Consider the following 17758-nt stretch of genomic DNA (forward strand, 5'->3'; position numbering starts at 1 on the left):
TTCCCTGAAAACTTAATCCTACATCACCATACCGCCGTCTATGTGTAGGGTTTGCCCTGTCATATAGGCGCTGTCTTCGGATGCGAGGAAGACGACGGTTCTTGCAATATCTTTTGGCTCACCGAAACGTGCCAGCGGTATCTGCTTGAGCATTTCTGTTTTCACATCCTCGTTCAGCTTATCCGTCATGTCTGTCGTGATAAAGCCCGGTGCCACAGCGTTCACTGTGATGCCTCTGGATGATAGCTCCTTCGCCGTTGTTTTGGTCAGCCCGATCACTCCGGATTTTGCAGCAACATAGTTAGCCTGCCCAGGATTTCCGCTGACGCCTACAATAGAGGAAATATTGATGATTCTTCCGCTTCTCTGCTTCATCATTTGTCGAGCAACTGCTTTTGTACACAGGAAAACGCCTTTTAGGTTGGTGTTGATTACATCATCCCATTCAGATTCTTTCATCCTCATCAACAGGTTATCTTTCGTTATTCCCGCATTGTTAACAAGTATGTCAAGCTTGCCGAAACGCTCGATCGTTTCTTTGGCCATATCATTTACCGATTCGGAGTTGGATACATCTGCCTGGATGGCAAAAGCACCCTGTCCCATCGCCTTGATTTCATTAACCACTTCCAGCGCTTTTGCTTCGCTGCCTGCATAATTGACAGCCACTGACGCACCTTCCCTGGCAAGTTCTAAAGCGATTTCTCGCCCAATCCCACGTGAGGCTCCAGTTACCAGCGCTACCTTACCTTCCAGTCTCATTCCTTCTCCTCCTTCAGAGCAGCTACAGCAGCTGCACAAGTTTCTGCATCATAAATGGCGAACGTCCTCGCTGAGCGGTCCACTTTCTTAACGAGTCCTGACAAAACCTTACCCGGTCCAATTTCTATAAAAGTATCGACACCGAGTTCCAGCATTTTTGAGACCGTATCCTCCCATAATACTGGAGAATACAGCTGTTCAACTAGTCTTCTTTTGAATTCCGAAGCTTCTGTCATCGGTTCGGCAGTTACATTTCCAATCACCGGTACTGCCGCATCCTTAATAGAGATGTTCTCCAGTACGGCTTCAAATCTTCCAGCAGCCGGCTTCATCAGCGAGGAATGGAACGGACCGCTGACATCGAGCGGAATAACCCGTTTGGCACCAGCTTCCTTTGCTTTCACAGAGGCTTCTTCCACACCAGCTCTAGAACCAGAGATTACGATTTGTCCAGGACAATTCAAGTTGGCCAGCTGAACAGGATTACCGCCAGCTGATACAGTTTCAGTCACATCCATGAGCTTTTCACGGTCCATGCCGAGAACTGCGGCCATTGTTCCTTCTCCATTAGGTACAGCCTCTTCCATGAGCTCTCCACGTTTGCGGACTGCATACACAGCGTCTTCAAACGAAATGGCTTCTGAAGCAACCAAGGCAGAATATTCACCCAGACTATGGCCGGCAGTAAAATCTGGCTTGATCCCGAACTGGCTGAAATAATTCAAAATCGCAATACTGGTTGTCAAAAGCGCAGGCTGGGCATTTGTCGTAAGCGTAAGCCTCTCTTGCGGTCCTTCAAAAATCAGTGTGCTTAAGCTTTCACCCAGGACCTCGTCCGCTTTTTTGAAAGTTTCTGAGACTGATTGCTCTGAATTTGCGAGGGCCTGTCCCATCCCTACTGTCTGCGACCCCTGTCCCGGGAACAAAAACGCGATTTTTCCCATGAAAGATTCCCCTTTAACTCGTTATTTTTTGTTCGTTGTTCACTTTACTATGGCAGTTTTGATAGTACCGGAAACATCCTTCTCTACCATTTCCCTCGCCTGGCGGATCGAATTAAAAACAGCATTCGCGTCAGACGAACCATGAGCTTTGATTACTGGAGCTTTAAGGCCGAAGAGACCGGCACCGCCATATTCCGTGTAATCCATCTTATTTTTGAGTACGGTGAGGTCTGGCTTTAGAACAGCTGCAGCCATCTTGCTTTTAAAGCTGGAAGTCAAAGCAGTTTTCAGCATTTTAAAAACCGACATTGCTGTACCTTCAATGGTTTTCAGAACCATATTTCCGGTAAAACCATCTGCGACTACAACATCCGCGGCTCCCTCAAGCAAGTCCCTTGATTCAACGTTGCCGATGAAGTTGATATCTGCTTCCTTCAATAATTCATATGTGTTTCTTACAAGCTCGTTGCCTTTCTTCTCCTCTGTCCCAATATTCAACAAGCCCACACGGGGATTTGTGATTCCTCTTGCCTTCTCGCTGTATATCGAGCCCATGATGGCATATTGGACAAGGTGTTCAGGTTTTGCATCAGCATTGGCTCCGACATCCAGAAGCAGGAAGCCTTCTCCGCCAATTGTAGGGAGAGTCGGCGCCAGGGCCGGCCTTTCAATACCGTCTATTCTTCCTACCACAAACAATCCAGCAGCCATCAAAGCTCCTGTATTGCCGGCAGAAATACAGGCATCCGCATTTCCGTCAGCAACTTGCTGGGCTGCAAGAACCATTGAAGCTGTTTTTTTGCGGCGCACTGCCCTGACAGGTTCATCTGTACTAAGGATCACTTCTTCTGTATGCAGGATTTCAATCCTCTCTTCATTTGTGAGGTGCTCCCTTATTCTTTTCTCGTCGCCAACTAGCACGATATGTATGTCACTATATTTTTGAATTGCTTTCATTGCTCCGAGGACGATTTCTCTTGGTGCATTGTCTCCGCCCATCGCATCTACTGCTAGCCTCATCGCTTTTCATCCCTTACTTTTCATTTTTTGACCTGTACATTTCAAACTCGCCTTTAAAAACACTTTCACTGTTCACAAAACTGATCACTTCTACAAGTGTCCGTCCATTTTCGTTATCGATTTTTTTGACTCTCGCTTTAGCGATAACCCGTTCACCTTCTTTTACCGATCTTGTGAAATGGATATTTGCTTTAGCTGTCAATGCAAGCTCATCATTTATAACGGCAACGGCCAGTGAGTTAGCCTGGGCAAACAAATGGTGCCCCCTGGCGATTTTATTTCGTTTAAATACATGTTCTCTCTTTATATCCAGAATAGATATGGCACTATGGTCAAGTTCAATATCAATGATTTCACCAATTACTTCTTCCAGCGGCAAGGAACGGACCTCATCTTCGAATCGTTTTTCGGCCACGTTCTTAATTCTTTCCCTTAGTTCAGGAATTGATAATTCCAGTCTGTCCAGTCTTATTGTCTGGATGCTGACGGAAAATTTTTCGGCCAGTTCCTCATCCGTTATGAAAGGATTTTCTTTAATCGTCTCAGTCAACATAGACTGACGTTCTCTTTTGTTGCGTTTCATTTACTAAACACCGCCCGAGCTATTAAGACTAGGTACTAATAGTAGTATATATATAATAAAAAAAGATTGCAAGAAGAAAAATCGAAATGCGCCGGGGACTGAATCAGCCCCAAGTATCGGCGTCAAGGTATAGATAAACCTTGTGACTTACATGGCTGTAACCCAGTGCATAACAAAAGCAGACTCACAACTGAATCTGCTTTCGTCCATACTATGAATCTTTTAATCGTTAATAGATTCAATCAGGTCAATCCAGTTTCTCATTGGCAAGAGCACCTGTTTCCGCTAGATACTGCCGTAATAATCTATATTTCCCGCTTTGCCAGAAAGTTTCTGATTGGACTAGCAAGGCTGCGTCATTTCTTGCCGTTTCTAACGCACGATAATCATGGACCATATCTGCTACCTTGAATTCCGGCAGGCCGCTTTGTTTTTTTCCAAAGAAGTCACCTGGGCCCCTCAACTCTAAATCTTTTTCACTGAGAACAAACCCGTCATTCGTTTCGGACATTATTTTCATTCGCTCTTTGCCGACTTCACTTTTCGGGTCTGCAAGCAAAATGCAGTACGATTGGTCACTGCCGCGGCCAACCCTGCCTCTTAATTGGTGAAGCTGTGCCAGGCCAAATCGCTCAGCGTCATAAATCAGCATGACTGTCGCATTCGGGACATTGACCCCAACCTCTACCACAGTGGTCGAAACGAGAACTTGCACCTCGTTTTCACTGAATGCTTTCATGACCTGGTCTTTCTCATCGGAATGGAGGCGTCCATGCATAAGTCCAACCTTGTAACGGTCTTTAAAATAGAAGCTTAATGTGCTGTGCACATCGATGGCGTTCTGGACGTCCAGCTTATCAGACTCCTCGATAAGAGGACAAATAACATAGGCTTGTCTTCCTTTCGAAAGCTCTTTCTCCATGAAGGCAAGCACTCGCTCAAGCATTTCATGTTTGGCCCAATAGGTTTCGATCGTTTTACGACCAGCTGGCATCTCATCAATGACAGAGACATCCATTTCACCAAATACAGTAATGGCAAGAGTTCTTGGTATTGGAGTCGCGGTCATGAACAGCACATCAGGATTTTCCCCTTTTTCCCTAAGCACCCGTCTTTGTTCCACGCCAAAACGGTGCTGTTCATCCGTGATCACCAGTCCCAGGTTGTGAAAATCCACTTCATCCTGGATCAAAGCATGTGTTCCAATCAGCACGTCAATTTCACCAAGCTTAAGCTGTTCAAGCATCTCTCTTCTGCGCTTCCCTTTGACAGAGCTTGTCAACAGAGCCACTGTTATCCCGAATGGCTCAAGCAACTGTGTCAATGATTGCGAGTGCTGTTCGGCCAGTATTTCGGTCGGCACCATCAATGCTCCTTGATAACCGGCGGTCTTTGCCGAATAAAGGGCGATCGCCGCAACAACTGTTTTACCCGAGCCAACATCCCCCTGAAGGAGACGATTCATGCGGTAAGGCGACTTCATGTCCCCAAGGATTTCGTTCACCACTCGTTTCTGTGCTCCCGTAAGCGGGAAAGGCAATCCCGCGATGAAAGTCTTCAGCTTGTCCAATTCATATGAAATCGCAATTCCAGGACTCTGTTCCCGTTCAAGTTTTCTCAATGACTGCATCTTTAGCTGGAACAAAAGAAATTCCTCGTATACAAATCTCCTTCTCGCCTGCTTCATCTCCTCTGAATCTGACGGCAGATGCATGACCCTCAGAGCATCCCTGCGATTAAGCAGTTTGTATTTCTGCAGAAGTTCTGCTGGCAAAATTTCTCCGATTTCATGACCGAACTGAGAAAATGCCTGCTTGATCAGCCTTCTGATCGTTTTCACGGTCATTTTTCCTTTTACAGCATAAACAGGTTCAAAATCCTGGCTCTTTCCATGCTCGCCCAACGACATTTGAGTTGCGGTGATTGTCTGCCTGTGCTGATCCCATTTCCCGGTAACAGAGATGGTTTCCCCGACAGTTATTTTTTGCTTAAGATATGGCTGGTTAAAGAATGTAGCGATGATTAAATAACGGCCAACAAGCAGCCTTACTGTCAGCCGGTTCTTTTTGCGGCCATAGTATACAACAGAAGGCTCACTGTGAACTGTCCCTTCCACCGTGACTCTCTCGTCATGCTTGACTTCCGCCAAGTCCTTCAAGCGATAATCCTCGTAACGGTACGGGAAGTATTCAAGCAAGTCACCGACAGTCCTGATTTGCATATCTGCCAGAGTCTCCGCCATTTCATTGCCGATTCCTTTAACTGCTGTTACTGGTTGTTTTAATTGTTCATTCAAGATTATCAAGCGGTATACCGAAAATTCTGACCTCCAGCTCCCGGCCAATCGGTGCTGCCGCTCCCCCCTCCTCACGCTGTTTCTGGAGTTCTGCTTTTACCGTTTTCGACTGCGCTGCTACTTTTCAGGCAATGCAGCGGCTGTTACGTTTATCTTTTCACATAAAATAATGCAATCAACGATTAAACCTCTTTATATACAAAACGAAATAGAAGGGGTGTCCCCTTCTATTTCTTAGTACCATATTACAATTTTATTTGTCCAGCGGAAGATTCTCCAATCCTGGATGAATTTATTCAATCGCGAAGATGAAGGCGTATAATGGCTGTTCACCATTGTGGACTTCTACTTCTACATCGCCGTAATTGCTTTCAACAAACTCGAGGATTGAATCGACATCTTCATCGGAAGCATCTTCGCCCTTTAAGATTGTCAGGATTTCTGAGTCTTCGTCAAGCATCTGATCCAATAGTTCCTTGGCTGCCTTGACTTTGTCCGGATCCTTCAGGACGATCTTTCCATCGGCAAGGCCCATGAAATCTCCTGTTGAAATTTCAAGGCCGTCTATACTCGTATCACGGACAGCATATGTCAGCTGGCCCGTTTTCACATGCTGCATTGCCTCAGTCATTGCTTCTTTGTTGTCACCAGGTTCAGCTGATGGGTTAAATGAAAGCAATGCTGTCATACCCTGAGGCACAGTTTTAGAAGGGATGACGACCACCTCTTCCTCCGCTACCTCTGCAGCCTGCTCAGCGGCCATGATGATGTTTTTATTGTTCGGCAGGATGATGACCTTGCGCGCATTCACTTCTTTGATCGCCTTAATGATATCCTCTGTACTCGGATTCATTGTCTGGCCGCCTTCGATCACCGCGTTGGCACCAATGCTGCGGAAAAGCTCAGCGATTCCGGAACCCATTGAGACTGCGACGATTCCGTACTCCCGTCTTTCCTTCTTTGACTCAGCAGCCTGAGTTCGAAGTGGGGTAGATGATTCGCCGACAATATCAGTGTGCTGCTGGCGCATATTTTCAATTTTCATATTGATGAGGTTTCCGTATCTTTGTCCATACGTCAATACCTCGCCGGGCTGTTCTGAGTGGATATGTACCTTTACAACTTCGTCATCGGAAATTACCAGAAGTGAATCTCCATAATTACTCAAGTCCTGGCGGAAGTTTTCCTCAGAAAATGCTTCTTTTCCTTCAAGCCTAACCATGAATTCAGTACAATAGCCGAATTCGATATCTTCAGTGTTCATGTGGCTCTGGACGCTCTTATGATGCTCAGCGCTGACAAGCTCATTCATATTCGGCATTGCAGATGGGGAATCTGAAAGCTTTTCACCTTTCAATTCTGCAAGGAAGCCTTCATAAACGAACACAAGACCCTGTCCGCCACTATCTACTACTCCTACTTCCTTTAGGACGGGAAGTAAATCAGGTGTGCGGTTTAATGATGCCTTCGCTTCTTTCAGCACTTCTTCCATCAAGCCAATAAGGCTTTCATGGTTCTTGGCAACAGCTACAGCATGCCTTGCAGCATCCTTTGCTACTGTTAAAATCGTGCCTTCCACAGGTTTCATGACAGCTTTATAAGCTGTTTCAACACCTGCATTCAACGCAGCGGCAAACTCTACAGAGTTCACAGTTGGCTTAGTTTCGATTGCTTTTGCAAAACCGCGGAATAACTGGGAAAGGATAACCCCAGAGTTACCTCTCGCTCCCATAAGCAAGCCTTTGGCAAGCGCAGAACCAACCTTCCCGATATGTTCCTGTACATTGTTCTTAACTTCCTTGGCACCGGAAGTCATGGATAAATTCATATTCGTTCCCGTATCACCATCAGGAACAGGGAAGACGTTCAGTGCGTCGACATACTTGGCATTCGCCGCCAAATGGTTGGCACCCTGAATCACCATCTCCGCAAAACGTTTTCCGTCTAGAACATTAATAGACACAAATCTTTCCTCCTCTTACGGGTTCGTTACACGAACTCCCTGAACGTAAATATTCACCGAGTCAACTGCCAGCCCTACAGTTTTATCAAGAGTGTATTTTACCTTTGACTGGACATTGTGGGCAACCTCGGAAATTTTCGTCCCATAGCTCACAATAATATACATATCAATATGTACTTCCTCGTTTTCCTGGCGAACGATTACTCCGCGAGTGAAATTCTCCCTGCGCAAAATATCTGTCAATCCGTCCTTGATCTGGTTCTTTGAAGCCATCCCGACAATACCATAACAATCGACCGCTGCGCCGCCCGCAATCGTTGCAATGACGTCATTTGATATATCAATTTGTCCGTACTTCGTTTTTAGCTCGATGGACATGATTCGTTCCCCCTTTGGAAAAATAGCATTATGCTACAGTTATTTTACTATAAGCCAAGCAATTTTTAAAGTTATTCTGCCCTACCCTTTATTATTCAGCAAGAATCTCAACTATATGTCAAGGTTTTTTTCTTTATAGCTTTCGTCAGAAGTATTGCAAATGCGAAATTTCTATGATAAATTATTAAAGTATGTCAGAGAAGAGGTTATCCTGTTTAATTCGCAGTTCTGACGATATGCAAATAATTGCAGCAAAAAATAGTATCAGCTTTTGTCAGTTAGGAGGGAAATCATATGCCACGTAAATGTGTAGTAACTGGTAAATCAACTCGTTCTGGTAACGCACGCTCTCACGCAATGAACGCTAACAAGCGTACATGGGGTGCTAACCTTCAAAAAGTACGTATTCTTGTAGACGGTAAGCCTAAGCGTGTTTGGGTATCTGCAAGAGCTCTAAGATCAGGTAAAGTTGAACGCGTATAATTAAAAAAGTCGCAGATATTCTGCCTGGCTCCAGCAGCCGGCAGGAAACTGCACGGCATCCAAGAGGGTGCCTTTTTTATTTTTCTTTGACCTTTGACTTACAAAAGTATCCTCAAGATCATTCTTCCCAATTGACGGCAAAATAATAGCACCCCGTTTCCAGGGTGCCAATGGAGCTTCCATACTCTCTCTTCACTTCACTTTTATTGGTTCTATTCCTTTTTGAATGCACCTAACATCGCCCGTACGAGGCCCCCTAAAAATTTAGGCAGTTTGATTGTATAGAATCTCATACCGTCCCTCCTCACCATCTCTCGAAAACCAGTCTTCTTTCTGCATCCGTACAGTATATTCGCTGGTATGCAAAAATTGCTCCTTTCATGTGAATCCTTGAATTCAATTACATGAATAGAGCTTCAGGGAAGACTTTTCAATCCTTGCTTCTTACAACTAATAATATGCCTTCAGAAAATGAAAAAGTACCATGACCTCTAATAAGTTCATTACTAATACATAGTGTCGACCCCATAGGAATATGACAGTCATTTAATGGGTATTTAAAATTTTCTAGCGTCATGCCAGAGACTGCTGGTGTTACAGGGAGGAAGGAAACATACTTAAAATCATCGAGCTTGCTGACTGTGTAGGCGCCTGGTCCTTTAATATACAAGATATTTTTTTTATCAATTATTTCGATATGGATGGAAGATCCGTCCTGAAGGGGCTTGACCAGCAGCTGGATATTTGCCATTAGATGGTCCAGCCTTCCACCAGTTGCGCCAAATACTTTTATGGATTCTGGTTCCTGCTCAAGTGCCCAGTTTAAAGCTAGTTCCATATCTGTCTCATCTTTTTCAGGCTTGAATTTATTCATGTCGGAAACAGCTTCTTCAATCTCTGCCAACTCTGCTTCTGAAACGGAGTCAAAATCCCCGAAGGCTGCTGATGGCTTGATACCAGCCTTCAATAAATAAAATACACCTCTATCAATCCCAATCCAGATAACATTCCTATCATCATATAAATGGAAATCTGGTATCAGGTTGGACGGTCCTCCTGCTACTAAATTTATTATCATAAAAACTATCTCCTTTTGAACGTTTAAAGAATGGATTTGTAAAAATACATTTAGCTAAATAAAGCCAGCCGCATGTAACGGCTGGCTTTATTTACGGTCTCAGGCTTGAGATAGCTGCTCCTCTGTCTTCCTTATTAAAGACGGCTGAACCGGCCACAAGCACGTTAGCCCCTGCTTCAATACAAAGTCTGGCTGTCTCTTCGTTCACTCCGCCATCGACTTCGATTTCAAGTTCGGGATTCAATGCATCGGCTAGTTCTTTAACCTCCCTAATCTTTGGCAGTACTGAGGAGATGAATTTCTGGCCGCCGAAGCCCGGATTGACAGACATAAGCAGCACCATGTCGACATCCTCAATTATATGCTTCAGGCTGTCCACAGGAGTTGCAGGATTCAGGACAACCCCTGCTTTTACACCGGTAGATTTAATTAGCTGAATCGTCCTGTGAAGATGCCTGCTCGCTTCCACATGGACCGTAATGTAATCCGCTCCGGCCTTTGCGAAAGCTTCAATATATTGATCAGGATTTTCGATCATCAAGTGAACATCAAGCGGAAGATTCGTTACCGGCCTGATTGCTTCGACAATCAATGGCCCAATTGTAATATTAGGGACAAAATGTCCATCCATTACATCCACATGAATATAATCAGCGCCACCCCGCTCGACATCTTTGATTTCTTCCCCCAGGCGGGCAAAGTCTGCTGATAAAATGGAAGGTGCAATTTTCACCATGTTCAGTACCTCGGCTTTCTATCTTTGATTTCTAACAAAAAGTCCTTATAATGCGAGTATCTGTATTCAGGCAAAGCTTCTGACTCGACTGCCGCTTTGACGGCACACTTGGGCTCAGCCATATGAAGGCAGCCGCGGAATTTGCAATCCTCACTGATCTCAGCTATGTCCGGGAAGCATGAGTTCAACTCTTCAGCCTCAATCTCTGTAAATTCCAGCGAACTGAAACCAGGAGTGTCAGCAACCAGACCATTATTGATGGTAATCAGCTCAACATGCCTTGTTGTATGCTTACCCCTGCCCAGATGGGAGGATATGTCATCGGTCTTCAACTCCAGATCTGGTCGGATTGCATTCAGCAGAGAAGATTTTCCAACTCCGGATTGACCAGCAAAAACAGATATCTTGCCCTCAATATGAGGTTTTAATTTTTCCAGGCCTTCTGAAGTTTCGGATGAAGTAAAAATAACCTCATAGCCTGCTTTCCGATAGTCCTCCGCGAATTCCTCGAGCCGGGACTTTTGTTCTTCATTGGTTAGATCCATTTTCGTAATGCAGATGAGTGGCTCGATTTGGTTATATTCAACAAGTACCAAAAACCTGTCGAGCAAAGCAGTACTGAAGTCAGGTTCTACAGCTGAAAATACAAGGATGGCCTGGTCTACATTCGCGATTGGCGGGCGGACCAACTCATTCTTCCGGCTTTTGACTTCCAGGATATAGCCTTCCTTATCATTCTCAGCCTGGAAAACGACCTCGTCACCTACGAGCGGCGTAACCTTGTTTTTGCGAAAAACACCGCGGCCGCGGCACTGGACAACTCCCTCGCCATTCGCAACATAATAAAAACCGCTCAGCGCCTTAATAATTTTGCCCTCAGGCATAGCAACACTCCCTGTCTGTTAGTCTTCTGGATAATCAACGCTGCCACTAGCAAAGACTTCTCCATCCCGCATAATTCTATAATGAGCTTTTTTTCCAGGCGCAATTAAAAATTCGAGACTTACAATTGTGTCCTCTGTAATTTCAATGATGTCGTATGGAGTTCCGTCTGTATGGTTTACGTCATTCATATATATTGTGAGTTCTTGCGGTAGCCCTTCTTCTTTAGGCTGATATGGTACGGTAATTTCAAGTGTTTTTTCTTTAGGTACTGGCTCAGGTCCTTTTGAAATGACAACCCTTACCTTACTGCCTGGTGGCAGCTCAGTTCCTGCTTCAGGTTTTTGGGAAATGACCGATCCGCCGGTTATCGTATCATGATACGCTTCTTCCGTGCTATCAATGTTGAGGCCGCTGGTGTCAGCATAAACCTCCAGATTTCTTTGGTTGTATCCTGTTAAATCCTGCAGAGTTACCAATTCAGGCCCCTTGCTTACCTTAAACTCTACTGTTGTTTCTTCTGGGATGACGGATTCACCACCAGATGGATTCTGATCAAGAATGGTACCCGGATCATTATCGTCATGCTCTTCGGTTTTGTTGACCTTGAAGCCTTTTTCCTCAAGCAGGCTGACGACATCCTCGTAATTCCTGCCCCTATAATCCGATAATTCCACTGTTTCTTTGCCGGTACTGATATACAAGTCGATTTCATTTCCTTCTTTAATCATTTTTCCAGCTTTCGGATTAGTTCGGATTACATTTCCTTCTTCGACTTCCTCATCACTGATTTCATTTATATCCCCGGTAACAAAGCCAGCTGACATGAGTTTAGCGACTGCTTCCTCAACTTCCATGCCGCTTACATCAGGCACTTCTTTTTCCTTTGGCCCGAATAAGTCAGGTCCCATCGTTACCATTACTATTCCCGCAGTCAAGATCAATAAAAACATAACCGTCAGTATGATCGGCCATTTCTTTTTCTTCTTTTTTTCAGGCTTTGCCATCGGAGCTTGTTCCTGTGAAGCAGGAGCGTCTTTCCGTACGATTGTTTCGTCAAGATTATGATAAGGCCGGTCATTCGTTATAATTGGTATTGCTTTTGTCGCTTCATCGTCTTCTGGTATGGCGAACTTCCCTTCATTCAAACGTTTGGCATCAAGTGCCGTACCCAGGTCCTCTTCCATTTCATCGACTGTATCATAGCGATGGAAAGGATCCTTCGCAGTCGCCTTGAGAACGACATTCTCTACGCTCTGAGGGATTTGCGGATTCCACCTTTTTAGGGATGGTGTCTCGGACTGTAAATGTTTCAGTGCTATGGAAACAGCAGATTCACCTGAGAACGGCAGTCTTCCTGTAAGCAATTCAAACATGACAATCCCAATCGAATAAATATCCGATTTTTTGTTCGCCATGCCTCCTCTTGCTTGTTCAGGAGAAAGATAATGAACAGACCCCAGCACTGAATTCGTTTGCGTGATACTGGTTGCGCTTAAAGCCATCGCTATTCCGAAATCGGTAATTTTCACTGTACCGCTGCTGTCGATCAGGATGTTGTGCGGCTTGATATCCCGGTGGACAATATGATTATGATGGGCATGTGAAATCGCGGAAGTAAGCTGCTTCATAATGTCCAGGGCTTCTTCTACCGGAACAGGCGCGTGCTGTTGTATGTACTGCTTCAATGTCTGGCCATCGACATATTCCATCACAATATAGTATAGCCCGTCCTCTTCACCCACATCATATATACTGACGATATTGGGGTGGGCAAGACTGGTTGCGGATTGCGCTTCTCTATGGAACCTGCGGATGAATTCATCATCATTGGCAAAATCGAGACGAAGCATTTTGACCGCTACATCCCTGTCAAGAATCATGTCATGGGCAAGGTAGACATTCGCCATGCCTCCGCCGCCGATCATGCCCTTGATTTTATAACGCCCGCTGATTCTTTTTCCGATAATCATATTCTTCACCTGCCCTCGTTGAATTCCTGGTATTCGACGATAGCAAGAGTTATATTATCTTCGCCGCCGTACTCGTTTGCCCTTTTGATAAATTCTGCCGCCTTATCTTCAAGGGACATTTCTTTGTTTCTAACGATGCTTTCCATTTCTTCCTGGCTTACTTTATTGGAAAGGCCGTCGGAACAAAGGAGCAGAGCATCTTCCTCTTCAAAGATGATCGTTTTCACATCCATATCGACCGACTCTTCAGTCCCAAGTGCCCTTAGAAGGACATTTTTCCGCGGATGGTGTTCTGCGTCTTCCTTAGAGATTTGTCCCGAACGAACGAGTTCGTTGACAAGAGAATGATCCTCCGTCAATTGCTTGAATCCCGACTCGTTCAATAAGTAACAACGGCTGTCACCTATGTTAACGATAGTCGCGAACAGGTTCGTACAAATGGCCGCCACGATCGTTGTTCCCATACCTTCACATTCTGTATTTTTCATGGAATGCCCGAAAATATCTTTATTGGCCTGTAAAACCGCTTCTTCCATCCATTTTTCTGCTTCTTCTGCTGTATGTATCTCGGTTGAACTTTCCCAAAGATCCTTCAGATGCTTGATCGTCATTTCACTGGCAACATCACCCGCACGGTGGCCGCCCATGCCATCTGCTACGATGGCAAGGCGCTGACCGTGAGAGTTAACAAAAATGCCGCCATTGTCTTCATTATGCAGGCGGACCTTTCCCCTGTCTGTCATGAAAACAGCCTTCATTTTGTCACCTCGTCTCTTCTTTTCTTTCTTTTGCCCGAAGTTGTCCGCAAGCTGCTTCAATGTCATGCCCTTGTTCTCTTCTGATTGTCACATTCACTCCACGGTCGCGAAGTGTCCGTTCGAATTTGAAGATCTGGCTCTTTGGTGTCCTTACGTAATCACGCTCAGGTACATAGTTGACCGGAATTAAATTGATATGGCACTTCAAACCTTTAACAAGTTCTGCGAGCTCTTCAGCGTGCTCAACCTGATCATTTACGCCCCCAAACAGCCCATATTCAAAGCTGATTCTCCGGCCAGTTTTGTTCACATAATAACGAACGGAGTCCATCAGATCAGGAAGCTTGTAAGCCCTGTTGATTGGCATCAGCCTGCTGCGCAATTCAGTGTTTGGCGCGTGCAGAGAAATCGCAAAATTTATTTGCATATTTTCATCCGCAAATTGATAGATCTTAGGGATGATCCCGCTTGTAGATACGGTAATATGGCGTGCACCAATGTTCATACCCTTTTCATGGTTCATAATTTTCAGGAATGAAAGCATATTGTCATAGTTATCAAACGGTTCTCCGATACCCATGATGACAATTGAACTTACTCTCTCATCCGTCTCATCAAGTGCCTGTTGTACTTTTACGACCTGGGCCACGATTTCTCCTGCTTCCAGATTCCTTTTTAAGCCGCCAAGGGTAGATGCGCAAAAAGTACAGCCGATCCTGCAGCCAACCTGTGTAGTTACACAGACAGAGTTTCCATACTCATGACGCATGAGCACTGTTTCAATGGATACACCGTCCTGCAGTTCAAATAAAAATTTAATTGTTCCGTCAGATGATGTCTGCTGGATGATTGTACTCAATGTTGTCAGGACAAAATGTTCGTCTAGCTTGTCCCGCAAAGGCTTTGCCAAATTGGACATATCCTCAAAAGAGGTGGCTCTTTTTTTGTAGAGCCAGTCAAAGATTTGTTCTGCCCTAAATGGTTTTTCTCCTTGTTCCTTCAGCCAGTCCTTCAGTTCATCAAGCTGAAGTGAATAAATGGACTTTTTCGCTGTATCCTCGGTTGCTGCATTTCTTGTTGTTTTTTCTTGTTCCATGTTATTCCACCTTCTTTCTTAAACAAGCAATATAAAACCCATCAGAGCCAAAGTCCTGCGGAAGAATCTGCACATCAAAGCCATTGATCACTGGTTTGATTGTCTCAGGCATTCTTTCTGCAAATGTTGTATCTCCTTCGAATTCAGGATGCTCGCTTAAAAATTTTTCAATTACTTCCTGGTTTTCTTCACGGTCAACCGTGCATGTACTATATACAAGTGTCCCTCCAGATTTTAAAAGAGGGCCAACTGATTCGAGTAGGCTTAGCTGTATGGTTTGCAGCTGTGATAAATCCTGTTCCTTCTTAGTATACTTCATATCCGGCTTTCGTCTCATCACTCCCAGCCCAGAGCATGGTGCATCAAGCAAAACCCGGTCGATAGATTCTTTTTCAAATTGGTCTGCGGCCTCGCGGCTGTCCATTTTTTGAGCATCAATATTTTCGAGACCCAAGCGCTCCGCATTCTCGGAGATTAGCTTCACTTTGTGCTCATGCAAGTCAAGAGAAATGACCTTCCCGCTATTTCCCAGCTTCTCGGCGATATGAGTAGTTTTCCCGCCCGGTGCTGCACATGCATCAAGAATCACTTCTTCTTCTTTGATGCCCAGAGCATGGGCAACCAGCATTGAGCTCTCATCCTGGATGGTTAACAAGCCATACTTGAACGCTTTGGATGAAGCCAAATTGCCCCGGAGACACTTGATTGCTTCTGGGAGAATCGGACTTGGTTCTACATCAAATCCTTCTTCCTCAAGAAGGTCAATACACTCATCCCGGGAGATTCTCGTCAAGTTGACCCTGCCTGTCTGGAGCGGAGCAGTTAAATTCACTTCACACATTTCCTGTGTCTTTTCGACACCGAATTGGTTGACCCACCTTCTTACGAGCCACAATGGATGGCTGGTCTCGATGGAAATTCTTTCAGCAGGATCTGTGATGGCATCAAGTGAAGGCAGTCCATTTCTCTGGATGCTTCTCAACACACCATTCACTAGACTGGCAATACCTTTATGTCCCCTGCGTTTTGCAATTTCCACTGCTTCATATATAGCCGCTCTTTCCGGAATTTTATCCAAGTAGACCATCTGGTACAGTGTCATACGAAGCAGATTGATGACCCAGCTTTGAAGCTTTTTATTTTTTTCGATAAATGGCTTAAGGTAAAAATCGATGGTCATTTTCCGCTGAAGCGTGCCATATACCAATTCTGTCAGCAAGCCTACGTCAATCGGGCTGATTTCATTTTTTTCAATCGCATTGTTCAAGAGCAGATTGCTGTAGGCCTGGTTCTTCTCTATTGTTTCAAGTAGCTGCAATGCTGTATCCCTGACATTTTTCTTTTTACTCATGGATGTCTCCTAACTTAACGCCTGGCTGTAAGTTTGCCCCTGCCCCCAGCAAGAATTGCTTCGCATCCATCTTTTTCTTGCCGGCTGGCTGAAGTTCTGTGATTTTTATTGCGGTTTCATCACCAGTCGAAACAACAAAACCATCCTCTTCAACTTTGACAATCGTACCAGGCTGGTCGTTTCCTGTATAACTTACCTTTTCGGCGGTCCATATCTTCATCACCGATCCATCCATAGTCGTATAGGCAACGGGCCACGGATTCATGCCGCGGATATGGTTATAAATTTCGGCGCCAGCTCGGTTCCAATCAATTTTTTCCTGTTCGCGCTTGATATTCCATGCGAAGGTAGCATCTTCATCGTTTTGGGGAATCGGAGTGATCTCCCCTTTTAACAGCTTGGGAATTGTCTCTGACAAGAGATCAGCACCAGCTGAGCTCATTTTATCATGCAAAGATCCAACTGTATCTGTATCGGTAATTGGTACTTCAACCTGTGTCAGGATATCGCCAGCGTCCAGCTTTTCTACCATATACATAATCGTTATACCTGTTTTTTCTTTGCCGCGGATGATGGCGTAGTGAATTGGAGCACCGCCGCGCAGCTCTGGCAAAAGGGATGCATGGACATTTATGCAGCCAAACTTTGGTGCCTCAAGGAGTTTGTTTGGCAAGATTTGTCCAAACGCAGCAGTGACAATTAATTCTGGTTCAAGGGCCAGAATTTTATCGAGTTCCTCCTCCTGGCGTATTTTCTCCGGCTGATAAACAGTAATGCCATGTTTCAGCGCTTCTGCTTTTACCGGAGGCGGAGTCATGACCCGTTTTCTTCCAACTGGGCGGTCAGGCTGGGTAACAACTCCGACTACGTCATAGCCTTCATCGACCAATCTCCTCAAAACCGGGACAGAAAAATCCGGAGTCCCCATAAATACGATTCTTGTCATTCCTGGTTCAACTCCTCTAACTCAGCTTCTTCAATATATCTAGACACCTTGGTGGTGAATAGCACTCCGTGTAAATGGTCAATCTCATGGAGGATTGCTCTTGCTAAAAACTCCTCTGCTACTAGTTCATAGCTTTTCCCTTTGCGATTCTGGGCCTTTACCTTCACATAATGCGGACGTGAGACCTCCCCGTATAATCCCGGGAAACTCAAGCACCCTTCAGGTCCAGTTTGCTCACCGCGAGATTCCATGATAACAGGGTTGATCAATTCAATCGTACCGTGCTCATCATCGATATCGACAATCGCAATTTGTTTCTTTATATCTATTTGAGGAGCGGCCAGGCCGACGCCATCAAATTCAATCATTGTATCATACATGTCATCCAGCAGCTTTGCCAGTTTTTTATCGAAAACTGTGACCTTTTCGCATTCCTGCTCCAAAATGTCCGCTGGATAAGTTACTATTTTTCTTACTGCCAAAATAAATCCTCCAATAAATCCATTTAA

The 17758-nt window shown here is 44.9% G+C and carries 18 protein-coding genes; 1 reads left to right on the forward strand and 17 read right to left on the reverse strand.

The features are described 5' to 3' along the window. Positions 1-18: 18 nt before the first annotated feature. The 7 genes from fabG to J7E35_RS04200 all read right to left on the reverse strand — a co-directional run bounded on the left by fabG (position 19) and on the right by J7E35_RS04200 (position 7946). Entirely contained in the window at positions 19-762 is a 744-nt protein-coding gene (fabG, locus tag J7E35_RS04170) for a 3-oxoacyl-[acyl-carrier-protein] reductase (protein WP_214777218.1), read from the reverse strand. Then, on the reverse strand, positions 759-1706 hold the full coding sequence (gene fabD, locus J7E35_RS04175; protein ID WP_214777220.1) for an ACP S-malonyltransferase: 948 nt from the start codon (positions 1704-1706) through the stop codon (positions 759-761). Before fabD ends, fabG begins: the two co-directional genes overlap by 4 nt. Positions 1707-1745: 39 nt before the next feature. Continuing rightward, on the reverse strand, positions 1746-2726 hold the full coding sequence (gene plsX, locus J7E35_RS04180) for a phosphate acyltransferase PlsX (RefSeq protein WP_214777222.1): 981 nt from the start codon (positions 2724-2726) through the stop codon (positions 1746-1748). A gap of 13 nt (positions 2727-2739) precedes the next feature. Next, positions 2740-3309: a transcription factor FapR gene (fapR, locus tag J7E35_RS04185; protein WP_214777225.1), complete on the reverse strand. Its 570-nt coding sequence runs from the start codon at positions 3307-3309 to the stop codon at positions 2740-2742. 247 nt (positions 3310-3556) lie between these two features. Next, complete coding sequence (gene recG / locus J7E35_RS04190; protein ID WP_214777227.1) at positions 3557-5605, reverse strand: ATP-dependent DNA helicase RecG; 2049 nt, start codon at positions 5603-5605, stop codon at positions 3557-3559. Positions 5606-5897: 292 nt separating this feature from the next. Further along, entirely contained in the window at positions 5898-7568 is a 1671-nt protein-coding gene (locus J7E35_RS04195; protein WP_214777229.1) for a DAK2 domain-containing protein, read from the reverse strand. Between the two features lie 15 nt (positions 7569-7583). Continuing rightward, complete coding sequence (locus J7E35_RS04200; protein WP_041965977.1) at positions 7584-7946, reverse strand: Asp23/Gls24 family envelope stress response protein; 363 nt, start codon at positions 7944-7946, stop codon at positions 7584-7586. Between the two features lie 294 nt (positions 7947-8240). On the opposite strand from J7E35_RS04200, the gene rpmB reads away from it, so the two are divergent. Next, positions 8241-8429: a 50S ribosomal protein L28 gene (rpmB, locus tag J7E35_RS04205; protein WP_023614934.1), complete on the forward strand. Its 189-nt coding sequence runs from the start codon at positions 8241-8243 to the stop codon at positions 8427-8429. A gap of 212 nt (positions 8430-8641) precedes the next feature. Here rpmB and spoVM read toward each other — a convergent pair whose 3' ends face one another. The 10 genes from spoVM to def form a co-directional block, all read right to left on the reverse strand. Beyond that, positions 8642-8722, reverse strand: coding sequence for a stage V sporulation protein SpoVM (spoVM, locus tag J7E35_RS04210; protein ID WP_167831967.1), 81 nt, complete (start codon positions 8720-8722; stop codon positions 8642-8644). 137 nt (positions 8723-8859) lie between these two features. Beyond that, the gene (locus tag J7E35_RS04215) at positions 8860-9507 is read right to left on the reverse strand and encodes a thiamine diphosphokinase (RefSeq protein WP_214777231.1); all 648 of its coding nucleotides are present in this window, start codon (positions 9505-9507) and stop codon (positions 8860-8862) included. A 91-nt stretch (positions 9508-9598) separates the two neighbouring features. After that, positions 9599-10243 (reverse strand): ribulose-phosphate 3-epimerase, encoded by a 645-nt coding sequence (rpe, locus tag J7E35_RS04220; protein ID WP_214777234.1) that lies wholly within the window; start codon positions 10241-10243, stop codon positions 9599-9601. Positions 10244-10245: 2 nt separating this feature from the next. After that, positions 10246-11127: a ribosome small subunit-dependent GTPase A gene (gene rsgA, locus J7E35_RS04225; RefSeq protein WP_214777236.1), complete on the reverse strand. Its 882-nt coding sequence runs from the start codon at positions 11125-11127 to the stop codon at positions 10246-10248. 18 nt (positions 11128-11145) lie between these two features. After that, complete coding sequence (pknB, locus tag J7E35_RS04230) at positions 11146-13098, reverse strand: Stk1 family PASTA domain-containing Ser/Thr kinase (RefSeq protein WP_214777238.1); 1953 nt, start codon at positions 13096-13098, stop codon at positions 11146-11148. Between the two features lie 5 nt (positions 13099-13103). Then, positions 13104-13856, reverse strand: coding sequence for a Stp1/IreP family PP2C-type Ser/Thr phosphatase (locus tag J7E35_RS04235; protein WP_214777723.1), 753 nt, complete (start codon positions 13854-13856; stop codon positions 13104-13106). Between the two features lie 4 nt (positions 13857-13860). Next, positions 13861-14952 (reverse strand): dual-specificity RNA methyltransferase RlmN, encoded by a 1092-nt coding sequence (gene rlmN / locus J7E35_RS04240; RefSeq protein WP_214777240.1) that lies wholly within the window; start codon positions 14950-14952, stop codon positions 13861-13863. 1 nt (position 14953) lies between these two features. Continuing rightward, positions 14954-16303 carry a 16S rRNA (cytosine(967)-C(5))-methyltransferase RsmB gene (gene rsmB, locus J7E35_RS04245; RefSeq protein ID WP_214777242.1) on the reverse strand — a complete coding sequence of 450 codons (1350 nt, stop codon included), beginning with the start codon at positions 16301-16303 and terminating at the stop codon, positions 14954-14956. After that, a complete protein-coding gene (fmt, locus tag J7E35_RS04250; protein ID WP_214777244.1) occupies positions 16296-17249 on the reverse strand; it encodes a methionyl-tRNA formyltransferase in 954 nt (317 codons plus the stop codon). The genes rsmB and fmt overlap by 8 nt, the downstream gene beginning before the upstream one ends. Then, positions 17246-17731 carry a peptide deformylase gene (gene def, locus J7E35_RS04255; RefSeq protein ID WP_214777246.1) on the reverse strand — a complete coding sequence of 162 codons (486 nt, stop codon included), beginning with the start codon at positions 17729-17731 and terminating at the stop codon, positions 17246-17248. Before def ends, fmt begins: the two co-directional genes overlap by 4 nt. Between the last annotated feature and the right edge of the window lie 27 nt (positions 17732-17758).

Source organism: Bacillus sp. ISL-45 (assembly GCF_018613195.1).
Classification (GTDB): domain Bacteria; phylum Bacillota; class Bacilli; order Bacillales; family Cytobacillaceae; genus Mesobacillus.

Bases quoted from the DNA above. Each gene is read 5' to 3' on its own strand.
- fabG (WP_214777218.1), bottom strand. From the start codon at position 762: ATGAGACTGGAAGGTAAGGTAGCGCTGGTAACTGGAGCCTCACGTGGG.
- fabD (WP_214777220.1), bottom strand. From the start codon at position 1,706: ATGGGAAAAATCGCGTTTTTGTTCCCGGGACAGGGGTCGCAGACAGTA.
- plsX (WP_214777222.1), bottom strand. From the start codon at position 2,726: ATGAGGCTAGCAGTAGATGCGATGGGCGGAGACAATGCACCAAGAGAA.
- fapR (WP_214777225.1), bottom strand. From the start codon at position 3,309: ATGAAACGCAACAAAAGAGAACGTCAGTCTATGTTGACTGAGACGATT.
- J7E35_RS04200 (WP_041965977.1), bottom strand. From the start codon at position 7,946: ATGTCCATCGAGCTAAAAACGAAGTACGGACAAATTGATATATCAAAT.
- rpmB (WP_023614934.1), top strand. From the start codon at position 8,241: ATGCCACGTAAATGTGTAGTAACTGGTAAATCAACTCGTTCTGGTAAC.
- spoVM (WP_167831967.1), bottom strand. From the start codon at position 8,722: ATGAGATTCTATACAATCAAACTGCCTAAATTTTTAGGGGGCCTCGTA.
- J7E35_RS04215 (WP_214777231.1), bottom strand. From the start codon at position 9,507: ATGATAATAAATTTAGTAGCAGGAGGACCGTCCAACCTGATACCAGAT.
- rpe (WP_214777234.1), bottom strand. From the start codon at position 10,243: ATGGTGAAAATTGCACCTTCCATTTTATCAGCAGACTTTGCCCGCCTG.
- rsgA (WP_214777236.1), bottom strand. From the start codon at position 11,127: ATGCCTGAGGGCAAAATTATTAAGGCGCTGAGCGGTTTTTATTATGTT.
- pknB (WP_214777238.1), bottom strand. From the start codon at position 13,098: ATGATTATCGGAAAAAGAATCAGCGGGCGTTATAAAATCAAGGGCATG.
- J7E35_RS04235 (WP_214777723.1), bottom strand. From the start codon at position 13,856: ATGAAGGCTGTTTTCATGACAGACAGGGGAAAGGTCCGCCTGCATAAT.
- rlmN (WP_214777240.1), bottom strand. From the start codon at position 14,952: ATGGAACAAGAAAAAACAACAAGAAATGCAGCAACCGAGGATACAGCG.
- rsmB (WP_214777242.1), bottom strand. From the start codon at position 16,303: ATGAGTAAAAAGAAAAATGTCAGGGATACAGCATTGCAGCTACTTGAA.
- fmt (WP_214777244.1), bottom strand. From the start codon at position 17,249: ATGACAAGAATCGTATTTATGGGGACTCCGGATTTTTCTGTCCCGGTT.